General features: G+C 60.1%; 22 protein-coding genes and 2 riboswitches. Of the genes, 17 read left to right on the plus strand and 5 right to left on the minus strand.

Annotated features, from left to right (window positions below; all coding sequences use genetic code 11):
• Positions 1-1,308 (plus strand): NAD-dependent dihydropyrimidine dehydrogenase subunit PreA, encoded by a 1,308-nt coding sequence (preA, locus tag Q0908_RS16880; protein ID WP_299287229.1) that lies wholly within the window; start codon positions 1-3, stop codon positions 1,306-1,308.
• 6 nt (positions 1,309-1,314) lie between these two features.
• Here the strand turns inward: preA and Q0908_RS16885 are convergent, their stop codons facing one another.
• Positions 1,315-1,782: a hypothetical protein gene (locus Q0908_RS16885; protein ID WP_299287234.1), complete on the minus strand. Its 468-nt coding sequence runs from the start codon at positions 1,780-1,782 to the stop codon at positions 1,315-1,317.
• 137 nt (positions 1,783-1,919) lie between these two features.
• On the minus strand, positions 1,920-2,543 hold the full coding sequence (locus Q0908_RS16890; RefSeq protein WP_299287237.1) for a TetR family transcriptional regulator C-terminal domain-containing protein: 624 nt from the start codon (positions 2,541-2,543) through the stop codon (positions 1,920-1,922).
• A 158-nt stretch (positions 2,544-2,701) separates the two neighbouring features.
• Here Q0908_RS16890 and Q0908_RS16895 point away from each other — a divergent pair, with 158 nt between their 5' ends.
• The 11 genes from Q0908_RS16895 (at position 2,702) to Q0908_RS16945 (ending at position 10,807) form a co-directional block, all read left to right on the plus strand.
• Positions 2,702-3,952, plus strand: a complete 1,251-nt coding sequence (locus Q0908_RS16895) for a Zn-dependent hydrolase (protein WP_299287240.1) — start codon at positions 2,702-2,704, stop codon at positions 3,950-3,952.
• Positions 3,953-3,972: 20 nt separating this feature from the next.
• Positions 3,973-4,281, plus strand: coding sequence for a hypothetical protein (locus Q0908_RS16900; protein WP_299287243.1), 309 nt, complete (start codon positions 3,973-3,975; stop codon positions 4,279-4,281).
• A complete protein-coding gene (locus Q0908_RS16905; protein WP_299287246.1) occupies positions 4,278-4,601 on the plus strand; it encodes a hypothetical protein in 324 nt (107 codons plus the stop codon). The genes Q0908_RS16900 and Q0908_RS16905 overlap by 4 nt, the downstream gene beginning before the upstream one ends.
• A 67-nt stretch (positions 4,602-4,668) precedes the next feature.
• Positions 4,669-6,129 carry a dihydropyrimidinase gene (hydA, locus tag Q0908_RS16910; protein ID WP_299287249.1) on the plus strand — a complete coding sequence of 487 codons (1,461 nt, stop codon included), beginning with the start codon at positions 4,669-4,671 and terminating at the stop codon, positions 6,127-6,129.
• A 46-nt stretch (positions 6,130-6,175) separates the two neighbouring features.
• Positions 6,176-6,676 (plus strand): DUF4760 domain-containing protein, encoded by a 501-nt coding sequence (locus Q0908_RS16915; RefSeq protein ID WP_299287252.1) that lies wholly within the window; start codon positions 6,176-6,178, stop codon positions 6,674-6,676.
• On the plus strand, positions 6,669-7,448 hold the full coding sequence (locus Q0908_RS16920) for an ABC transporter ATP-binding protein (RefSeq protein WP_299287255.1): 780 nt from the start codon (positions 6,669-6,671) through the stop codon (positions 7,446-7,448). The genes Q0908_RS16915 and Q0908_RS16920 overlap by 8 nt, the downstream gene beginning before the upstream one ends.
• Before the next feature lies 1 nt (position 7,449).
• Complete coding sequence (locus Q0908_RS16925) at positions 7,450-7,695, plus strand: hypothetical protein (protein WP_299287259.1); 246 nt, start codon at positions 7,450-7,452, stop codon at positions 7,693-7,695.
• On the plus strand, positions 7,688-8,548 hold the full coding sequence (locus Q0908_RS16930) for an ABC transporter permease (RefSeq protein WP_299287262.1): 861 nt from the start codon (positions 7,688-7,690) through the stop codon (positions 8,546-8,548). Before Q0908_RS16925 ends, Q0908_RS16930 begins: the two co-directional genes overlap by 8 nt.
• Entirely contained in the window at positions 8,548-9,393 is an 846-nt protein-coding gene (locus Q0908_RS16935; RefSeq protein ID WP_299287265.1) for an ABC transporter permease, read from the plus strand. Before Q0908_RS16930 ends, Q0908_RS16935 begins: the two co-directional genes overlap by 1 nt.
• A gap of 43 nt (positions 9,394-9,436) precedes the next feature.
• A complete protein-coding gene (locus tag Q0908_RS16940; RefSeq protein ID WP_299287268.1) occupies positions 9,437-10,426 on the plus strand; it encodes an ABC transporter substrate-binding protein in 990 nt (329 codons plus the stop codon).
• A 117-nt stretch (positions 10,427-10,543) separates the two neighbouring features.
• A complete protein-coding gene (locus tag Q0908_RS16945; protein WP_299287271.1) occupies positions 10,544-10,807 on the plus strand; it encodes a hypothetical protein in 264 nt (87 codons plus the stop codon).
• 3 nt (positions 10,808-10,810) lie between these two features.
• Here the strand turns inward: Q0908_RS16945 and Q0908_RS16950 are convergent, their stop codons facing one another.
• Positions 10,811-11,176, minus strand: coding sequence for a DUF4157 domain-containing protein (locus Q0908_RS16950; protein WP_299287274.1), 366 nt, complete (start codon positions 11,174-11,176; stop codon positions 10,811-10,813).
• 99 nt (positions 11,177-11,275) lie between these two features.
• Positions 11,276-12,931: an energy-dependent translational throttle protein EttA gene (gene ettA, locus Q0908_RS16955; RefSeq protein ID WP_299287277.1), complete on the minus strand. Its 1,656-nt coding sequence runs from the start codon at positions 12,929-12,931 to the stop codon at positions 11,276-11,278.
• Between the two features lie 194 nt (positions 12,932-13,125).
• Here ettA and Q0908_RS16960 point away from each other — a divergent pair, with 194 nt between their 5' ends.
• From Q0908_RS16960 to dacB, 4 genes are read left to right on the plus strand one after another with little or no spacing between them, the layout of a single operon-like run.
• Positions 13,126-14,421: an alpha/beta hydrolase gene (locus Q0908_RS16960; RefSeq protein WP_299287279.1), complete on the plus strand. Its 1,296-nt coding sequence runs from the start codon at positions 13,126-13,128 to the stop codon at positions 14,419-14,421.
• Positions 14,418-14,888 carry an MOSC domain-containing protein gene (locus tag Q0908_RS16965; RefSeq protein WP_299287280.1) on the plus strand — a complete coding sequence of 157 codons (471 nt, stop codon included), beginning with the start codon at positions 14,418-14,420 and terminating at the stop codon, positions 14,886-14,888. The genes Q0908_RS16960 and Q0908_RS16965 overlap by 4 nt, the downstream gene beginning before the upstream one ends.
• A gap of 55 nt (positions 14,889-14,943) precedes the next feature.
• Positions 14,944-15,558: a nicotinate-nucleotide adenylyltransferase gene (locus Q0908_RS16970; protein ID WP_299287282.1), complete on the plus strand. Its 615-nt coding sequence runs from the start codon at positions 14,944-14,946 to the stop codon at positions 15,556-15,558.
• 47 nt (positions 15,559-15,605) lie between these two features.
• Positions 15,606-17,096 carry a D-alanyl-D-alanine carboxypeptidase/D-alanyl-D-alanine-endopeptidase gene (gene dacB / locus Q0908_RS16975; RefSeq protein WP_299287285.1) on the plus strand — a complete coding sequence of 497 codons (1,491 nt, stop codon included), beginning with the start codon at positions 15,606-15,608 and terminating at the stop codon, positions 17,094-17,096.
• Between the two features lie 57 nt (positions 17,097-17,153).
• Here the strand turns inward: dacB and Q0908_RS16980 are convergent, their stop codons facing one another.
• Positions 17,154-18,386 carry a D-amino acid dehydrogenase gene (locus Q0908_RS16980; RefSeq protein WP_299287288.1) on the minus strand — a complete coding sequence of 411 codons (1,233 nt, stop codon included), beginning with the start codon at positions 18,384-18,386 and terminating at the stop codon, positions 17,154-17,156.
• Positions 18,387-18,445: 59 nt separating this feature from the next.
• Positions 18,446-18,555, minus strand: a riboswitch (glycine riboswitch).
• Positions 18,556-18,568: 13 nt separating this feature from the next.
• Positions 18,569-18,659: riboswitch (glycine riboswitch) on the minus strand.
• Positions 18,660-18,946: 287 nt separating this feature from the next.
• Here Q0908_RS16980 and Q0908_RS16985 point away from each other — a divergent pair.
• Positions 18,947-19,618 carry a hypothetical protein gene (locus tag Q0908_RS16985; protein WP_299287291.1) on the plus strand — a complete coding sequence of 224 codons (672 nt, stop codon included), beginning with the start codon at positions 18,947-18,949 and terminating at the stop codon, positions 19,616-19,618.
• The last annotated feature ends 28 nt before the right edge of the window (positions 19,619-19,646 follow it).

Consider the following 19,646-nt stretch of genomic DNA (forward strand, 5'->3'; position numbering starts at 1 on the left):
ATGGCCGATCTGACAAGCACTTTCGTAGGGATCACATCCCCCAATCCGTTCTGGCTCGCCTCCGCGCCGCCAACCGACAAGGAATACAATGTCCGCCGCGCGTTCGAGGCCGGTTGGGGCGGCGTGGTCTGGAAGACGCTCGGGCAGGCTGGCCCGCCTGTGGTGAACGTCAACGGGCCGCGGTACGGGGCCATCTATGGGGCCGATCGTCGCCTTCTCGGCCTCAACAATATCGAGTTGATCACGGATCGCGACCTTTACACCAACCTTGAAGAGATCAAGCGCGTCAAGGCGGACTATCCCGACCGGGCCATGATCGTGTCGATCATGGTCCCTTGCGAAGAAGAGGCGTGGAAAGAGATCCTGCCTTTGGTCGAGGATACCGGGGCCGACGGGATCGAGCTCAACTTTGGTTGTCCCCACGGGATGAGCGAGCGGGGCATGGGCGCTGCGGTCGGTCAGGTGCCGGAGTATATCGAAATGGTGACGCGCTGGTGCAAGCAGTACTATTCCAAGCCTGTCATCGTAAAACTGACCCCGAACATCACCGATATCCGCAAACCTGCGGCAGCGGCCAAGGCAGGTGGGGCGGATGCGGTCAGCCTGATCAACACGATCAATTCGATCACGTCCGTGAACCTCGACAGCATGTCGCCTGAGCCGTCGATTGACGGGCAAGGCTCGCACGGGGGCTATTGCGGCCCGGCGGTGAAGCCCATCGCGATGTCGATGGTGTCCGAGATTGCCCGTGACCCCGAGACGTCCGGCATCGCCATTTCCGGTATCGGCGGGATCACCACGTGGCGCGACGCGGCGGAGTTCATGACCTTGGGCTGCGGCAACGTGCAGGTCTGTACCGCAGCCATGACATACGGCTTCAAGATCGTGCAGGAAATGATCAGCGGTCTGTCGGAATGGATGGACGAAAAGGGGCACACGAGCATCGATGATTTCCGTGGTGCCGCGGTGCCCAATGTGACGGATTGGCAGTACCTGAACCTCAATTACGTGGCCAAGGCGCAGATCAACCAGGACCTCTGCATCTCGTGCGGGCGCTGTTACGCGGCGTGTGAAGACACCTCGCATCAGGCGATTTCGATGTCGGATGATCGGGTATTCGAAGTGATTGACGGCGAATGCGTCGCCTGCAATCTGTGCGTCAACGTTTGCCCGGTCGAGGATTGCATCACGATGGAGGCGATGACCCCCGGTACCATCGACCCGCGCACCGAAAAGGTGGTCGAACCGGACTATGCCAACTGGACAACGCACCCCAACAACCCGGCGGCGACGACCGCCGCCGAGTAGGACGGATCAGACCGGCACGCCCTCACTTGGGGTGTCGATCTGGCCGGTGTTTTCCGTGCCAGCCGGTGTCAGCTCACGTGTCTGGACGGGGGTGCCGACGGCCTCAATCAACTGCTCAAGGCGTCGTTGCTGCAAGGATGCTTCGGCAAAGCGGCGCGCATCGGCTTCGGCCTTGGCTGGGTCATCGGCCAGTTTTGCCTCCACAACGGATTGGGCCGTGCTGGGCTGCGGGTCTGCCGTCAGGTCCACCTTGGCTGATTGGTCGCGCTGATCCGTGGCCGTCGGTGTGGCCACCGCCGAGCCGTTCCCTGTTTCAGAGGCGGCCGTCGGCGGGCTGGTTTCGGACGGTTCCGCTGTGCCTTCCGGGGGCGGTGTCTCTTTGCTCTGATCCGTGCGCGCCGTCTCGATTGGTGATTGCGGGGATTGGGGCGGCTGCGAGACGCCACCTCCCCCCAAAATCGGAAGAAAACTCATAATATCCACTCATTGTCCTGCGCCCCCACGCGTGCCGCCTTTGTGCTCTCCCAGAGATGAACAAGGGGTTAAAGATCGGCAACCTTCGTAAACCTCGGTTAACACGGTGTTGCCGGGCGAGCGACCTGCGGCAGGGATCAGCCAGCTTCAGGCTGCAGCAGGTTGCGGAACATCCGGTCGAGCGTGTCCGAGGCGGCGTCATAGGGGGTCTCGCCGCTTAACAGGACCATGATCTGCGCCTCGAAGTCGGCATAGTGCTGGGTCGTTGACCAGATCGAAAAGAGCAGATGGCGCGGATCAATGCTGGCGAGCTTGCCTGCATCCATCCATCCTTGGATCACTGCACATTTTTCATCGAAGAGCGGTTTGAGATCGGCGACCAGATGGGGGTTCATACGGGGCGCGCCCTGCAGGATTTCACCTGCAAACAGGCGGCTTTCGCGGGGCAATTCGCGCGACATGACCAGCTTGCGCTGCACATAGCCAAGCAGTTCGGTCATCGGATCGCCCTCGCTGTCCATTTCGATCAGCGGGTCAAGCCAGGTTTCCATCAGCTGGTTGAGCAGGGTGACGTGGATGTCTTCCTTGCCTCCGAAATAGTACAGGATGTTGGGTTTGGAGAGGCCTGCGGCCTCCGCAATCTGATCCAGCGTCGCGCCGCGATAGCCATGGGCTGAAAACACATCGAGCGCTGCATCAAGGATGAGATGACGGTTGCGCTGCTGGATGCGGCTTGGCTTTTTGGGGGCGGCGTTGGGCATGGCCGGTCCTTTGGTCTGTTCGCATGCTGCAACACTAGGCAGATGGACATGGTTTGGGCAATCGTGTGCAAAGCAGTTCTTGACACAAAAGCGCTGGCTGGCAATCGTGTATTTACCAAATGGTCAAAAGTTTCGGCCATCTGCAACAGGGGATGAACATGGGCGCACCGGGCGAAAATCTGCGGATCAATGGCGATCGGCTTTGGGACAGCCTGATGGAGATGGCCAAGATCGGCCCCGGCGTTGCGGGCGGCAACAATCGCCAGACCCTCACGGATGAGGATGCCGAAGGCCGCGCGCTATTTCAGTCGTGGTGCGAGGCTGCGGGCTGCACCATGGGCCTGGATCAGATGGGCAATATGTTTGCGCGCCGCGAAGGAACGGACCCCGACGCACTTCCGGTCTATGTCGGCTCGCATCTCGATACCCAGCCCACGGGCGGGAAATATGACGGGGTGTTGGGCGTGCTTGGGGGGCTTGAGATCATCCGCACGCTCAACGATCTGGATGTGAAGACAAAGCACCCCATCGTCGTCACAAATTTCACCAATGAAGAAGGCACGCGCTATGCGCCCGCCATGCTGTCCTCGGGCGTGTTTGCGGGCATTCATACGCAGGACTGGGCCTATGGGCGCGTCGATGCGGAGGGCAAGAGCTTTGGCGACGAGCTGATCCGCATTGGCTGGCGCGGCGATGAAGAAGTGGGCGCGCGCAAGATGCACGCCTTCTTCGAGTTGCATATCGAACAGGGCCCCATCCTTGAGGCCGAGGGCAAGGATATCGGCGTCGTCACCCATGGGCAGGGCCTGTCCTGGACCCAAGTGACGATGCTGGGCAAGGACAGTCACACCGGATCGACCCCGATGCCGATGCGCAAGAATGCAGGCCTTGGCATGGCGCGGATTCTGGAAAAAGTCGACGAGATCGCGTGGTCCCATGCGCCGCACGCGGTCGGGGCGGCGGGTCATATCGACGTCTATCCCAATTCGCGCAACGTGATCCCCGGCAAGGTTGTCTTCACGGTCGATTTCCGGTCCCCCGATCTGGCGGTGATCGAGGATATGGAGGCGCGCTTGCGCACCGAAGGGCAGGCCATCGCCGACGAGATGGGCCTCGAGATCGCGTTCGAGAAAGTGGGCGGGTTCGATCCGGTCGCCTTTGATGAGGGCTGTGTCAGCGCGGTGCGCGCCGCGGCCGAGCGGTTGGGCTATTCCCATCAGAACATCATCTCGGGCGCGGGCCATGATGCCTGCTGGATCAATCAGGTTGCGCCCACGGCGATGGTGATGTGCCCCTGTGTCAATGGGCTCAGCCACAACGAGGCCGAAGAGATTTCGCGCGAATGGGCGACGGCAGGCACCGACGTGCTGATGCACGCGGTCGTTGAAACTGCAGAGATCGTGGCGTGATACAAAGGCCCATTCTCGCAATGGTAGCGATCCCAGCACTTTTCTTTGAGGTTTTTGGGTGGCTAGCGGTGTTAGGTACAATTGCGCAGGCTTTTTTTGCTTCTTTTTCGTGGCTCAAAACCGGCCACTTCTCTGCAAGCAGCCTTTTTGAAATGTTTCCACATTTGGGGGAAATCATGTTCAACTATCTGGTGCAAAACCAATATGAAAATCTCACATTCGCAATAACCGAAGTTTGGTGGTGTATAACTGTGGCATTTGTCTTTCTTCCCATGGGAGCGGCGTTTGGCTCGCTGTACTATTTGCTCGGAGAAAGGTTAGGCGCATGATGCTTGACCCAGATCTGAGCATCGCGGACCGCATCGAGGCATTGGTGGCCACCGAAGTCTCGGGCGCGCCGATTGCGACGCCGTCCGACCGCGCGCTACTCAAGGCGTTCTGCACGGCCTGCATCCGCCCCTTCGCTACCACAGTGAACTTCAGTGGGGGCATTACGCAACGCTGCTGGACGGTGACGCGCACCGATGGCGCTTACCGCGTGGTGTTTCTGCCGCTTGCGGGGTACTTTGCGCTGTGCGTGGAAAGCGATTTCGGCCCGCTGGACATCGGGGTGCATGGACCTGCGTTGGGGTGTTTTGCGAGTGTGTGACGGGGCGACGCCCCGGACCCCGGGATTTTTGAACAACAGATGATGACAGGCTGCGAGGAGTGAGGCGATGACCAAGGTAATCAAGGGTGGCACGGTCTGCACGGCGGATCGCAGCTATGTGGCGGATGTGCTGATCGAGGATGAGGTCATCAAGCAGATTGGCGAGGACTTGTCGGGGGATGAATATATCGACGCCGAGGGGGCCTATGTGATCCCGGGCGGCATCGACCCGCACACGCATCTCGAGATGCCCTTCATGGGCACCACCGCCGCCGAGACGTTCGAGAGCGGAACATGGGCGGCAGCGGTCGGCGGCACCACGATGATTGTCGATTTCTGCCTGCCCGGCGCGGATAGTTCAATTAAGAATGCGATCAACGAATGGCACCGCAAGTCCGCGCCGCAGATCTGTTCGGATGTGGGCTATCACATGGCGATCACCGGTTGGAACGAGGACGTCTTTAACGAGATGAAGGACGCCGTCGATATGGGTGTCAATTCCTTCAAGCACTTCATGGCCTATAAGGGGGCCTTGATGATCGAGGATGACGAGATGTTCGCCTCGTTCAAGCGCTGCGCCGAGTTGGGTGCGCTGCCGATGGTACACGCCGAAAACGGTGATCTGGTTGCCGAGATGCAGCAGAAATACTTCGACCAGGGAATTACGGGGCCTGAGGGCCACGCCTATTCCCGCCCGCCCGAATTTGAAGGGGAGGCCGCAAATCGTGCAATCACGATTGCGGATGCGGCGGGCGTGCCTTTGTACATCGTGCACGTGTCCTGCGAGCAGGCGCATGAGGCGATCCGCCGGGCGCGCCAAAAGGGAATGCGTGTTTACGGCGAGCCGCTGATCCAGTTTTTGACATTGGACGAGAGCGTCTATTTTGACACCGATTGGGATTACGCCGCGCGGCGGGTGATGTCGCCCCCGTTCCGCTCCAAGGACCATCAGGATAGCCTGTGGGCGGGCCTGCAGTCGGGATCGCTACAGGTGGTGGCGACGGATCACGCCGCTTTCAATACCGAACAGAAACGTGCGGGCCGTGATGATTTCCGCATCATTCCCAACGGGTCCAATGGGCTCGAGGAACGCTTGGCGGTGCTATGGACCGAAGGAGTCGAGACGGGGCGTCTGACGCCGAACGAGTTCGTTGCCGCCACCTCGACCAATGTGGCCAAGATCCTCAACATCTATCCCAAGAAGGGGGCCATCGTCGAAGGGGCGGACGCGGATATCGTGGTGTGGGATCCCAAGATCACCAAAACCATCTCGCCTGCCAATCATCATTCGGTGCTGGATTACAACGTGTTCGAAGGGTTCGAGGTCAAAGCGCAGTCACGCTATACGCTGAGCCGGGGCGAAGTGATTTGGGCCTGGGGCCAAAACTCGCAGCCATCACCCGGACGGGGCAAGTTCGTGCCACGCCCTGCGTTTTCATCTGCCTCTCAAGCGCTGAGCAAATGGAAGGCGCTGACGGCACCCAAGATGATCGAACGCGATCCGCTGAACATTCCGGCGGGGATTTGATGACGAAACGCCTCGGCCTGTGTCCTGATCGAAGAAAGCGGCGGCCTTGAAACCCACGTCTTTCGCAATCGAGCTGTGGGACTTGGTCCCTTCCGTCGAAACGGTCGAGCCCTACGCCACGACCTTTGCTTCGCTCGCGATCATCCTGATCGCTGTGCAAATCCTGTTGCAACGCCGCTCGGTCAATGCGGATGAGGCGCGGCTCGCGCGTGAAAGCGCGGTTTTCCTGCACACCGTGTTCGGAGATGACGTTTTTCGCGAAGAACGACGCGTATTGGGCGCGAAATGCGAACAACCCACCGACAAGATGAGCGATGAGACACGCGCGGCCATCAAGGCCGTCCTACATCGTTACGGTCTGGTGTCTCTTGCGTATAAGCATGGCGGGCTGAATCTGGACATGATCAACTCTTATTGGGGTACGGTATTCTTGAAAGATTGGGACCGGCTAAAGCCATTCGTGGAAAATGAGCGACAAAAGAATCCGCTGCTGCATTCGAACACCGAGACGCTGGCGCATACGCTCCGAGGGATGAAACGTGCCTGAGGCGGTCATTTCTGCGCGTGATCTGGATCTGACATTCCAGACCAATGATGGCCCGGTGCATGCCCTGAAAGGCGTGTCGCTGGACATCAAAAAAGGGGATTTCGTCAGTTTCATCGGCCCTTCAGGCTGTGGCAAGACCACGTTCCTGCGCTGTATGGCGGACTTGGAGCAGCCCACGGGCGGGTCAATCACGGTCAATGGTGGTTCCCCCTCAGAGGCGCGGCAGGCGCGGGCCTATGGGTATGTCTTTCAGGCGGCGGGGTTGTATCCCTGGCGCACCATCGGGCGCAACATTTCGCTGCCTCTCGAGATTATGGGCTATTCCAAAGATGATCAGGCGGCGCGTGTGGCCCGTGTGCTGGAACTGGTCGAGCTGTCGGGCTTTGAAAAGAAATTCCCGTGGCAACTGTCGGGCGGAATGCAGCAGCGCGCCTCGATTGCGCGTGCGCTGGCTTTTGATGCAGATATTTTGCTGATGGACGAACCTTTTGGCGCATTGGATGAGATCGTGCGCGACCACCTTAACGAACAACTTCTGCAACTCTGGGCGCGCACAGAAAAGACCATCGCTTTCGTCACCCACTCGATCCCCGAGGCGGTGTATCTGAGCACCAAGATTGTGGTCATGTCACCCCGTCCGGGCCGGATCACCGACGTGATCGACAGCCCGCTGCCTAAGGATCGCCCGCTCGACATCCGCGAAAGCCCCGAATTCCTTGAGGTCGCGCACCGCGTCCGGGACGGTTTGCGCGCAGGACACATGGATGACTAGGATGATGTTACCGGCGCAGGACACCGCTCGCAGCCATGCCCTGCCACCGAACCGCTATTTGGGTAAAGGCGCGGCCACCTCTTTCATCGTTCACGGCCATCGGCATGCCTGCCTGTACCGTGGCACCATAAACCCCCTTAATCCTTTCATTGTTCTTAAAATATGCAAAAATCTGTGGCTGCGGCGCGCGGCTGCATTTGCATATTTGGAGAACAATGAAGCGCAAGGGCGGCCGCACCATGCGTAGTGTCCTTCCTGTTTTCACGGTTGTCGGCGTGATCTTTGCGATCTGGTATCTCGCGGCCGTCTGGCTGAACGCGGCCTGGGCCTATGACAAGGCAACGCGCGCGGGTGTGGAGTTGAGCGCGGTCGAGCTGGTCGCCGACACATGGGCGCAGGAAAAGCCCAAGTTGCCCGCCCCGCATCAGGTCGGTGCGGAGATCTGGAGCACCACGGTTGAAAAGAAGATCACCTCGAAGCGGTCCCTGATCTATCATTCATGGATCACGCTGAGTGCGACCCTGCTTGGCTTTGCGCTTGGCACCGGCCTTGGCATTCTGCTGGCGGTCGGTATCGTCTACAATACGGTGATGGATCGCAGCGTGATGCCGTGGGTGATCACCAGCCAGACCATTCCCATTCTGGCACTCGCCCCGATGATTATTGTGGTGCTGAATGCGGTGGGCATTTCGGGGCTGCTGCCCAAGGCGATGATCTCGATGTACCTGTCCTTTTTCCCAGTTGTGGTCGGCATGGTGAAAGGTCTGCGCAGCCCCGAGATCATGCAGCTTGACCAGATGCGCACGTGGAATGCGAGCGCGTCCCAGACGTTCTGGCGCCTGCGTCTGCCCGCATCCCTGCCGTACCTCTTTGCCTCGCTCAAGGTCGCCATGGCCGCCAGCCTTGTCGGGGCAATTGTTGGGGAATTGCCCACTGGCGCGGTCGCGGGCCTTGGTGCGCGACTGCTCGCGGGCAGCTATTATGGTCAGACGATCCAGATCTGGTCGGCGCTGATCATGGCTGCGGCCTTGGCGGCGGCACTTGTTGCGATCATCGGGTTGCTTCAGCGGCTTGTGCTGAGCCGCATGGGGATGGCGTGATGGGTTGGATCATCTTTGCCATCGCCGCATGGGCCATCGGCTGGGGTCTGAACACATGGCTGGCGCGCCAACCTGCCACCAACGTGGTCCGTCTGGCCATGCCCATCGTGTTTGGCCTGACCCTCATTGCGATCTGGGAAGGGGTCGTGCGCGGCTTTGGCATATCGGCCGTATTGCTGCCCGCGCCCTCGGTCATTGCGACCACCTTTGTCCAATCCACCGCGATCCTGTGGGAGGATTTCGTTCAGACCGTCATCAAGGGCGCGCTCAGTGGGTATGTCATCGGCTGTGGCAGTGCCTTTTTGACGGCCATCTTGATCGACCGGTCGGATTTTCTGCGCCGGGGTTTGCTGCCGGTGGGTAATTTTGTGGCTGCGTTGCCGGTGGTGGGCATGGCCCCGATCCTGGTCATGTGGTTCGGCTTTGATTGGCAGTCCAAGGCCGCCGTCGTGGTTGTCATGGTGTTTTTTCCAGTGCTGGTGAACACGGTGCAGGGGTTGCAGGCCAGCAGTGCGATGCAGCGAGACTTGATGCACACTTATGCTGCGTCGCCCGCCACGTCGCTTTTGAAACTGCGTTTGCCCATGGCGATGCCCTTCATCTTCAACGGGCTCAAGATCGCGACGACGCTGGCGCTGATCGGGGCCATTGTTGCCGAATTTTTCGGCTCTCCCATCCGGGGCATGGGGTTTCGCATCTCGACCTCGGTGGGTCAGCTTGCACTTGACCTCGTCTGGGCCGAAATTGTCGTCGCAGCCTTGGCCGGATCCGCCGCATATGGTGGAGTGGCCCTGATCGAACGTGCCGTCACATTCTGGCACCCATCCCAACGGGCCCGCACATAGAAGGCCCACAAGACCCAAGACCATTCACAAGGAGAGTATGAAAATGAAAACCATTGCAACCTTCGCAGCCAGCGCCGCCCTTGGCCTGTCTGCCATGGCAGCCCATGCCGCAGATGACGTGACCTTGCAGCTGAAGTGGGTCACCCAAGCGCAGTTCGCCGGCTATTACGTGGCCCTCGACAAAGGATTTTACGAAGAAGAAGACCTGAACGTCACGATCAAGCCCGGTGGGCCCGACATCGCGCCCACACAGGTGCTTGCCGGGGGCGGTGCGGACGTCACGGTTGAGTGGATGCCTGCCGCTTTGGCGGCGCGCGAAAAGGGTCTGCCGATGGTGAACATTGCCCAGCCTTTCAAATCGTCGGGCATGATGCTGACCTGCCGCAAGGATGCGGGTGTGACCAGCACGGATGACTTCGCAGGCAAGACCCTTGGCGTCTGGTTCTTTGGCAATGAATTCCCTTTCCTGTCATGGATGAGCCAGTTGGGTATTCCAACGGATGGCTCAGACGAGGGTGTCACTGTCCTCAAGCAGGGCTTCAACGTCGATCCGATCCTGCAAAACCAGGCGGCTTGCGTGTCGACCATGACCTACAACGAATACTGGCAGATCATTGACGCGGGCCTGACGCCCGAAGAGTTGCAGGTGTTCAAATACGAAGACCAGGGCGTCGCCACGCTTGAGGACGGTCTGTATGTCCTTGAGGAAAACCTTGCGGACCCGGCGTTCGAGGACAAGATGGTCCGATTCGTGCGCGCCTCGATGAAGGGCTGGAAATATGCCGAAGCTAACCCGGACGAAGCGGCTGACATCGTGCTCGAAAATGACGCCTCGGGTGCGCAGACCGAAAAGCACCAGCGCCGCATGATGGGCGAGGTTGCCAAACTGACGGCAGGCAGCAATGGCGCATTGGCCGAGGCGGATTACGAACGCACGGTGGCGTCCCTGCTGTCCGGCGGGTCCGATCCGGTGATTTCGGAGGCGCCCACGGGCGCGTGGACCCACGCCATCACGGACAAAGCCCTGCAATAAGCGGCGGGTCTTTGCGAAAACAGGGCCAGTCCACGCTTGGACTGGCTTTTTTTGTCGCAGGTGGTGGACATGACAGGGCCTCACCCCATCTCTTGAAAAGACTAGGGAGAGAGCCACATGACACGTATGGAAAATCTGCAGCCCAGCTTGGACGAGCAAACCCGTCAGGACGCCGTGTATGAAGCGGCCATGCGTTCAATCTCTGCGTCCAAACGTGAACGTGAGCGGAAGGGCTATGTGGTGATGGGTGGTGCCATGGAATTTGGCGAAGGGGCCCTTGGCGATGGCCTGTTTGGCAAGATCAGCCACGGGGCCAAGCTCTTCATGATCGCCTTTGCCTGTGCCTTGCCGCCGCTCTTGGTGTGGCAGGTATTGCTCTAGACCTTATTTGGTCACCAGAACCTTACCTTTTTGTTCCTTGGGCATCTTCTTGCCCCCGGCTTGTTGCACCACATGCGTCAGTTCGTGGGCGAGCAAGGCGTTGTCTTTGGCGAAGGCCGGTTTGCTGACATAGATGTCTTGCCCGTTGGTGAACGCTTTGGCTTTCACTTCTTTGCACATGGTCATCGCGTTGCCGCCAAAATGCACGCGCACCTTGTTCAGTTTTGCACCGAACACCTCCTGAAGACCGTCGGAGACCGCCTTGGGAAGCTTGATCGCCTTGGTGCCTTCGGGTTTTACGTCCAGCGCTTTGAACTTGGCCTTTTTGCCCTTGAGGCTTTCGGCGATCGTTTTGACGTCATCAGGCATGGGCCGCTCCGCTGTCACCTTGGATTGGTGGGCAGCATACATCGCGATGGGCCGTGCGCATAGGTCAGGAATTCCCGTCCGTTGCGCATAGCCGTATTCTTAGCGCGCGAACTTCTTGTGTTTGAGCCGCTTGGGCTCCAGCGCATCGGGACCGAGGCGGCGTTTCTTGTCTTCCTCGTAGTCCTCGAAGTTGCCTTCGAACCATTCCACATGCGCGTCCCCCTCAAAGGCGAGGATGTGCGTGCAGATCCGGTCGAGAAAAAAGCGATCGTGCGAGATCACCACCGCACAGCCGCCGAAATCGACCAGCGCGTCTTCGAGGGCGCGCAGGGTTTCGACGTCCAGATCGTTGGTCGGCTCGTCGAGCAGCAGAACGTTGCCGCCCGATTTCAACAGGCGGGCCATGTGGACGCGGTTGCGTTCACCGCCTGACAGCAGGCCAACTTTCTTTTGCTGATCGCCGCCCTTGAAGTTGAAGGACGAACAATAGGCCCGTGAATTGACCTCCGCATCGCCAAGCTCGATCAGTTCGGCCCCGCCCGAGATCGCCTCCCAGACGTTGTCATCGGCGTTCAGGTCATCGCGCGATTGATCCACGTAGGACAGTTGAACCGTATCGCCGACCTCGACCGTACCGGCATCGGGGGTTTCCTGACCCGTCAGCATCTTGAACAGCGTCGATTTGCCAGCACCGTTGGGGCCGATCACGCCGACGATGGCACCGGGCGGGATCGAGAATTCGAGGTTCTCCATCAACAGCTTGTCGCCCATGCCTTTGGTCAGGCCCGCGACGTCGATGACCTTGGACCCAAGCCGCTGACCGTTCGGGATGACGATCTGGGCATAGGCCAGCTTTTCGCGCTCGGATGTATCGAGCATGTCGTTATAGGCGTTGATCCGGGCCTTGGACTTGGCCTGACGCGCTTTGGCCCCCTGCCGCATCCACTGAAGTTCGCGTTCCAGCGTCTTCTGGCGGGATTTGTCTTCGCGGGCCTCTTGGGCGAGGCGCTTGGCCTTTTGTTCAACCCACGAGGAATAGTTGCCTTCCCACGGCACGCCCTTGCCGCGGTCGAGTTCCAGAATCCACGAGGTGATGGAGTCGAGAAAATAACGGTCGTGGGTGACGATCAGGATCGTCCCTTTGTAGTCGATCAGGTGCTGTTGCAGCCACGCGATGGTTTCGGCATCAAGGTGGTTGGTCGGCTCGTCGAGCAGCAGCATTTCGGGTGCCTCGAGCAGCAGCTTGCACAGCGCGACCCGGCGGGCCTCACCGCCCGACAGGGTCGTGACATCCGCATCATCGGGGGGGCAGCGCAGCGCCTCCATGGACACATCAATCTGGCTGTCCAGGTCCCACAGATTTTCCGCGTCGATCTGATCCTGCAAGGCGGCCATCTCGTCGGCGGTCTCGTCCGAGTAGTTCATCGCCAACTCGTTGTAACGGTCGAGCACGGCCTTTTTCTCGGCCACGCCCAACATCACATTTTCGCGCACTGTCAGCTCAGGATCGAGCTTGGGTTCCTGTGGGAGGTAGCCAACCTTGGCCCCCTCGGCGACCCACGCCTCGCCCGTGAAATCCTTGTCGATCCCGGCCATGATCTTCATCAGCGTGGATTTCCCCGCGCCGTTCACGCCGACAACGCCGATTTTCACGCCGGGCAAAAAATTCAGGTGTATGTTTTCAAAGCATTTTTTGCCGCCGGGATAGGTCTTGGACACGCCGGACATATGATAGACGTATTGATAAGCGGCCATTGGAGTTCTCCGGTTGCTGCGTGACGGGGTGGGTGTGCGTGATCCTGTATCGCCCGACGCGGCAAAGGGCAATGCGCAACGCAAGCGGGTTTGGCCCAGTTTCGCCACTGCCCCCAGCTTGGTGAAATCCCGCTAGGTGATCGCGCGGGTCCTGTGCTAGCGATAGCGTTATGGCATTGAAGGGACGTGAAAATATGCGCCGGTGGGCTCTGTTCGGGATGTGCTTGGTGCTGGGGGCCTGTGCGGCTGGTATCGGCCTTGCTCCCCCCCCCAACCTTTATCGTGCGGGCACCAATTACCCCGAAACCAACGTGCCCCCCTCGTTGCGCACGGCCGAGCCCAAGATTTTCTATATGACCGACCGGGTGCCGGACGACAAAGACTATGGGCATGATCGGTCCCAGTCGATGGCGTTTGGGGCCGCTACGGTCAAGTTTGGCCGTGATCTGGACTGGGCCGAACTGTTGAACCGAACGCGGGCGGATTCCAACGAGAATATCTCGACCCTTTGGGTGCCTGATTTCGAAGAGATCGTGCGATTTGAGTCCACCCCGCTGCCCTATGAGCGGCGTGATGGCCGTCTGCGTCACCAACCGGATTCGCGCGCAAAATACGATGGGCAAGCCAGCCAGTTTCAGGCGGTTATCGCCAATGAGATCCGCCAGACCGGTAACAAACGTCTGCTAATCTATATCCACGGCTTCAACAACGACTTTGAGGACAGCCTGACCACCATTGCCAATATCTGGCACTTTGCGGGGCGCCAGACAGTGCCGATTTCCTTTACTTGGCCCGCGGGCAACGGGGCGGGGCCATTGGGCTATTTCCGTGACCGGGATGCAGGCACGTTTTCGGTACATCACACCAAGGAGTTCCTGCGCATGCTGGCCGCCATTCCCGAGGTGGAACAGATTGACATAATTGCCCATTCGCGCGGGACGGATGTGGCCACGACCGCGCTGCGCGAGTTGATGATCGAGGCGCGCGGCGGGGGCATTCATCCGAAATTGGCGCTCAAGACCGGGACGCTTATCATGGCGGCCCCTGATCTGGACGTGGATATCGTCCGCCAGCGCCTTCAGGCCGAGCTGTTTTCCGAAGCGTTCGAACAGATCAACTTATATATCAATCCGCAGGATGGCGCGTTGCGTCTGTCGGCCTATCTGACCCGCTCTGTCCGTCTTGGCGCGCTCAAGGACGAGGATTTGCAGGAGGGCGAACTGGCCCTGCTGGCCAAGGAGGGCCTTGTGCATCTGATCCGGGTTGAGGATGTGCGCGGCGGTTTTGGCCACGCCTATTTCCGGGACAATCCGGCGGTGCTGTCTGATGTGGTTCTGGCCTTGCGCACCCGCGCCTTCCCCGGCGGGACATTGCGCCCGCTGGATCAGGACGAGACCGGGCTTTGGGTGCTGCATTCTAACTATCCGCTGGAGCGTCTGCCCGATATTTCCATCTTTGATGTGCGTGAGATCGAGCGCGACGACCGGTGAGCGATCTGCATGCGATGATGCAGCGGTGGGCGCGTCCGGGCTGTGTGGACTGGATCGGGGTGCGTCCCGAACGTCGGGCCGAGATGGCCGCGCTGCCTGCTGTTGAGATCACCGACGCAGGCGTGGCCGGGGATCGCGCCCGAGCTGGCAAGCGTGCCCTAACACTGATCCAAGCCGAACATCTGACCACCATCGGCAGCTTTCTGGGGAAGGGGCCCGTGCCGCCTGATCTTATGCGGCGCAACATGGTGATCAGCGGTTTGAATCTGGCCGCCCTCAAGGGGCGTGACCTGGCCATAGGGAGTGCGATTGTGCATTTGACCACCATCTGCGCGCCGTGCAGTCGCATGGAAGAGACCTTTGGCGAAGGTGGTTATTCGGCGGTGCGTGGTCATGGCGGGTGGTGCGCGCAAGTTGTGCAGCCGGGGCATGTGGCCATTGGTGACGCCGTGCGCCCGTTGGATTGACAAATATGCGGGCATTTGGACAGGTGCGGGCACCCTTATCAGGACCGTTACGTTGATGCGCCATGCCTATCCTCTTGCCCGACCGGGACAGGTCATTGGCCTTTTGGGCGGCTCTTTTGATCCGGCCCATGAGGGGCATGCCCACATCACCCGCGAGGCGATGAAGCGGTTTGGGTTGGACCGGATCTGGTGGCTGGTCAGTCCGGGTAATCCGCTGAAATCGCGGGGACCTGCCCCACTAGACAAACGCATGGCGCGCGCGCATGCCGTCATGCGGCATCCGCGCGTCACCGTTACGGATATCGAGGCGCGGCTTGGCACGCGCTACACCGCACAAACGCTGGCCGCTTTGATGGGGGCCTATCCGGGGGTACGATTTGTGTGGCTCATGGGGGCTGACAACCTGGCGCAGTTTCATCTGTGGCAGGACTGGACCTGGATCATGGAACAGGTTCCCGTTGGTGTGTTGGCGCGCCCCGGCGACCGGATTTCAGCGCGCACCAGCCCTGCCGCGCGGCTGTATCGAGACTACCGCATTGCGGGTCGGGCAAGCCATTTGCTGGGCCGCGCGCAATCGCCTGCGTGGTGTTTTGTGAATGTGGCGATGTCGGGCCAATCCTCCAGCGCGATCCGGGCGGCAGGGGCGTGGGGCGGGCCTGCGGAAATGTGATGGTTTGACCGCTTGTGCGCTCTTCGGCGCTGCGGTTAGATGCATGCATGTTTCGTAAATTTTCCAGACGTGTTGTCTTGAGTATGTTGGCGGGTAGCGGGGCGACCGCTGCCTTGTCCGCCCCGCCCGCCGCATCCCTGCGCCCTGTTGCGCGTGGTGCTGAACACGCCAAACGCGCGGTGCCCGGCGCGGAGCGTATTGTCGAAGCGGCCAAGCTGGAGGGGCGCGTGACCTATGCCGTTGCAAACGTGCGCACCGGTGCCCGGCTTGAGGAGCGGGAGGCCAAGATCGGCACGCCCCCTGCCAGCGTCGCCAAGGCGATCACCGCCCTTTATGCCTTGCAGACCCTCGGGTCCAACCACCGCTTTGTGACGCGGGTTGTGGCGACGGGTGCCGTGTCGGGGGGCGTGGTTCAAGGTGATCTGATCTTGCTTGGCGGGGGTGATCCGACACTGGACACCAATGCCCTTGCCGCTCTGGCCAAGGCGTTGAAAGACAAGGGGATCCGCGAGGTGCGGGGCGACTTCAAGGTGGCTGAGGGCGCGTTGCCCTTCGTCAAGACCATCGATGCCGATCAGCCCGATCATGTCGGCTATAGCCCGGCGGTCAGCGGTGTGGCCCTGAACTACAACCGTGTTCATTTTGAGTGGAAGCGGGCGGGAGCGGGATATGGCGTCACCATGGATGCCCGGTCAGACCGGTATCGCCCCGATGTCTATATGGCCCGTATGCAGATCGTGAACCGCAACCTGCCGGTTTATACGTACAGGGATGGCGGGCGGGTCGATGAATGGACGGTGGCGCAGGGTGCGCTTGGCAATGGCGGTGCGCGCTGGTTGCCGGTGCGCAAGCCCGCGCTTTATGCAGGCGATGTGTTCCAGACTCTGGCTCGCGCAAACGGTATCGTCCTGAAGAACCCCAAAGTGGTGGACCGCGCCCCGGCAGGGACAACTCTTGTCGCCCATCAAAGTGACGATCTGCGTGCCATCCTCAAGGCGATGCTGCGGTTTTCCACGAATGTGACCGCCGAGATGGTTGGCATGGCCGCAAGCGTGAAACGCAACAGTCGGGTGAACAGTCTGCGTGGCTCGGCCAACGAAATGAACCGCTGGTCCAATGCGACGCTTGGCACGAAGTCGATGAAACTGGTCGATCATTCGGGACTTGGCGGGTCGAGCAAGGTGACAGCCGATGACATGGTGCAGGTGTTGGTCAAAGCCCATCAGAACGCGGTGCTGCGCCCCATCCTAAAACCTGTCGCGATGCGCGACGGCAATGGTGGCATTGCCAAGAACCACCCGCTGAAAGTTGACGCCAAGACGGGCACGCTGAACTTCGTGTCGGGGTTGGGTGGGTATATGACGGCACGCGACGGCACGGTGCTGGCCTTTGCGATCTTTGCCGCGGATGAGGCCACGCGGTCGCGTATCTCGAAGGCCAACCGCGAAGCCCCGCGTGGCGCACGCAGCTGGAACCGGCGGGCCAAGACGATGCAGCAAAAGCTGATCGAGCGGTGGGGCGCGCTTTACGGCGTTTGACCGCTGGCCAGAGCGGGGGCGGTTGACGGACGCCTTTTGCGACGTCCGCCGTGGTATTCAGGCTGCATTCTGCATCCGTTTTACGTCGACGCAGTCGGACACAAGCTGCGCGGTGGCTGCCGAAAGCGTCCAGCCCAGGTGTCCGTGACCTGTGTTGTAGAACACGCCTGGTTTCGAGCCAGGGCCGACCTTGGGCATCATCGACGGTAGCATGGGGCGCAAGCCCGCCCATGGCACGCAGTGTTCGGTCGAGACATCGGGAAAGAACGTCTCGCACCATTCGCGCAGAGGCCGCACCCGGTCATCGCGGATGTCGAGGTTGTAGCCGTTGAACTCTGCTGTGCCCGCAATCCGGAACCGCTTGCGGCCCAGTCGAGAGGTGACGATCTTGGCCTCATCATCCAGCAGGCTGACCCATGGGGCCGCGGCCTGGCTTTCTACGTCATCAAGGTTCACGGTGATCGAGTATCCTTTGACCGGATAGATGTTCACCCGGTCCCCAAGTTCGGCGGCAATGCTGCGGCTTGTGACGCCCGCGCAGACCACGATCCCGTCAAAGTGTTGTTGTTGATCGCCCGCCCCCGAGTGCCAGTCGATGCGGATGTCTTTGCCGGTGTGATGGATTTTGGCCACGTTGGCCTTGTAGTGGAATTTGACGCCAAGCCTTTCGCATCCCGTGCTGAGCGCGCGGGTGTATTGGTGGATGTCGCCGGTGAAGTCGCTTTCGGTATAGAACCCCCCAAGTGTCTTGGTGCGCATGGCCGGTTCGAGCCGCTGCACTTCGTCTGCCGAAACTTCGCGCCGGTCAAGCCCTGCCTTTTCCAGCAGCGTGTTCACCCGGCGGGCGTGGTCGAATTCGGATTGTTTCTTGTAGACATGCAGGATCCCGCGCTGCTCCATGTCGAATTCCATGCCGACCTCTTTGGCGAATTCCAGCAGGTGGCTGCGTGCCTCGATGGCGAGCTTGGCGGTCTTGATGGTGTTGGCCTCGTAGTGCGGGATGTTCGTCATGAACTCGGCCATCCACGACAGTTTGTGCCAGCTTGGTTTGGGGTTCACCAGCAGGGGCGCGTCGGATTTCAGCATCCACTTGAGCCCCTTCACGATGGTGCCCCACCGGGTCCATACCTCGGCATTGGAGGCCGAGAGCTGGCCGCCATTGGCAAAGGATGTCTCCATCGCCGCATAGCGGTTGCGGTCAAAAACGGAAACGTCATAGCCGCGTCGGGCAAGGGCGTAGGCGGTGGTGATGCCGGTGATACCGGCGCCAATAACTGCGATGTTCTTCATCTCTTCGGGTCTTTCCAGACGGCAGGGTCAAGGACACGGGGCCGGCACCATGCCGGATCGCGTCCCCATCTGTCGTTTGACCTGAGAGTTTGACGCCGTCTTCGTGGCGCTTTCTCCTTCGGTGGGCGTGCGGGCGTCTGACCGCACACCACTCTCCAGATCACCGGTTTACCTTTACGGGCGCGACTGACACGGTCTCTTGTGCCTGAGAGTTTGTCGGGGCGTTGCTCCTTCGGCGGCAGGGACTGACCTGCGCTCTCCCATATCAGTCTGGTCGGCTGAGGTGGATATAAGCCGCGCGTTTGAGTCGCGCAAAGGATTTGTTGATCACGGGCGGTCAGGTTTGGGTGTGTGACTTTTGGGGGCGGTGTTGCACGATAGTATGGGTGCAAACGAGCGCCCCTCGCCGTGGCGGGTGCGTTGGGTTCTGGTGCCGCTACCGCATTGGCGCTTCGGTCTTGACCAGATGGGTCAGTTTCGCAAGCGTTGCCGTGTAGAGTCCGTGGTCGCGGTTTGCTGCGACATGTGGGGCCAGTGACCTCGGAATAGGATACCGAAACATGCAAGTCCTGATCATCCCCGGGGTCATGAAATGCGGAACATCGTCTTTGTTTCGTTGTTTGTCTGGGCATCCAGCGGTTTGCCCGTCGCGTGTCAAAGAGCCCGAATTTTTCTCGCGGCTTCAGGATCATGGGACAGACGGATCAGACTACCACGCGCTATTCGACTTTGACCCATCGGTGCACCGCGTTGCGATGGACGGATCGACCGGCTATTCAAAACCGGGCGAAGACGCCGTGCCGGATCGTATCCGCGCTGCCGGGGTCGAGCCGATGATTGTTTTTGTCCTGCGCGATCCGTTCGACCGCATTGTCAGTCACATCAATCATCGTCGGCGCCATCACGATGATGATCGGATGACAGACTACATTGTTGAAATGTCAGCCTATTGCCGCTTGATTGATCGCTTTGCCCGAGTGTTCGACAGGCTGCATGTCACTACGCTCGACGCTCTGATCAACGAGCCCGATGAGATCGACGCGATACAGGTGTTCGCGGGTCTGGATCGGATGCCACTGAAGTTCTGGCATGAAAACCGGGGTGACTATGACGAAGACCGCCGCACCCTGACTGCGGAAGAACGCGCAGACATCCACGCGCGTTTGGCACCCGATATGGCACGGCTGAACGCGAATTACGGCGTGGACGTCTCGCGATGGGGTTTTGACTGACAGAAGACGAAAGCCTCGGCATCAATTC

It is taken from the genome of uncultured Tateyamaria sp. (assembly GCF_947494755.1).
Classification (GTDB): domain Bacteria; phylum Pseudomonadota; class Alphaproteobacteria; order Rhodobacterales; family Rhodobacteraceae; genus Tateyamaria.

Bases quoted from the DNA above. Each gene is read 5' to 3' on its own strand.
- preA (WP_299287229.1), top strand. From the start codon at position 1: ATGGCCGATCTGACAAGCACTTTCGTAGGGATCACATCCCCCAATCCG.
- Q0908_RS16885 (WP_299287234.1), bottom strand. From the start codon at position 1,782: ATGAGTTTTCTTCCGATTTTGGGGGGAGGTGGCGTCTCGCAGCCGCCC.
- Q0908_RS16890 (WP_299287237.1), bottom strand. From the start codon at position 2,543: ATGCCCAACGCCGCCCCCAAAAAGCCAAGCCGCATCCAGCAGCGCAAC.
- Q0908_RS16895 (WP_299287240.1), top strand. From the start codon at position 2,702: ATGGGCGCACCGGGCGAAAATCTGCGGATCAATGGCGATCGGCTTTGG.
- Q0908_RS16900 (WP_299287243.1), top strand. From the start codon at position 3,973: ATGGTAGCGATCCCAGCACTTTTCTTTGAGGTTTTTGGGTGGCTAGCG.
- Q0908_RS16905 (WP_299287246.1), top strand. From the start codon at position 4,278: ATGATGCTTGACCCAGATCTGAGCATCGCGGACCGCATCGAGGCATTG.
- hydA (WP_299287249.1), top strand. From the start codon at position 4,669: ATGACCAAGGTAATCAAGGGTGGCACGGTCTGCACGGCGGATCGCAGC.
- Q0908_RS16925 (WP_299287259.1), top strand. From the start codon at position 7,450: ATGATGTTACCGGCGCAGGACACCGCTCGCAGCCATGCCCTGCCACCG.
- Q0908_RS16930 (WP_299287262.1), top strand. From the start codon at position 7,688: ATGCGTAGTGTCCTTCCTGTTTTCACGGTTGTCGGCGTGATCTTTGCG.
- Q0908_RS16935 (WP_299287265.1), top strand. From the start codon at position 8,548: ATGGGTTGGATCATCTTTGCCATCGCCGCATGGGCCATCGGCTGGGGT.
- Q0908_RS16940 (WP_299287268.1), top strand. From the start codon at position 9,437: ATGAAAACCATTGCAACCTTCGCAGCCAGCGCCGCCCTTGGCCTGTCT.
- Q0908_RS16945 (WP_299287271.1), top strand. From the start codon at position 10,544: ATGACACGTATGGAAAATCTGCAGCCCAGCTTGGACGAGCAAACCCGT.
- Q0908_RS16950 (WP_299287274.1), bottom strand. From the start codon at position 11,176: ATGCCTGATGACGTCAAAACGATCGCCGAAAGCCTCAAGGGCAAAAAG.
- ettA (WP_299287277.1), bottom strand. From the start codon at position 12,931: ATGGCCGCTTATCAATACGTCTATCATATGTCCGGCGTGTCCAAGACC.
- Q0908_RS16960 (WP_299287279.1), top strand. From the start codon at position 13,126: ATGCGCCGGTGGGCTCTGTTCGGGATGTGCTTGGTGCTGGGGGCCTGT.
- Q0908_RS16970 (WP_299287282.1), top strand. From the start codon at position 14,944: ATGCGCCATGCCTATCCTCTTGCCCGACCGGGACAGGTCATTGGCCTT.
- dacB (WP_299287285.1), top strand. From the start codon at position 15,606: ATGTTTCGTAAATTTTCCAGACGTGTTGTCTTGAGTATGTTGGCGGGT.
- Q0908_RS16980 (WP_299287288.1), bottom strand. From the start codon at position 18,386: ATGAAGAACATCGCAGTTATTGGCGCCGGTATCACCGGCATCACCACC.
- Q0908_RS16985 (WP_299287291.1), top strand. From the start codon at position 18,947: ATGCAAGTCCTGATCATCCCCGGGGTCATGAAATGCGGAACATCGTCT.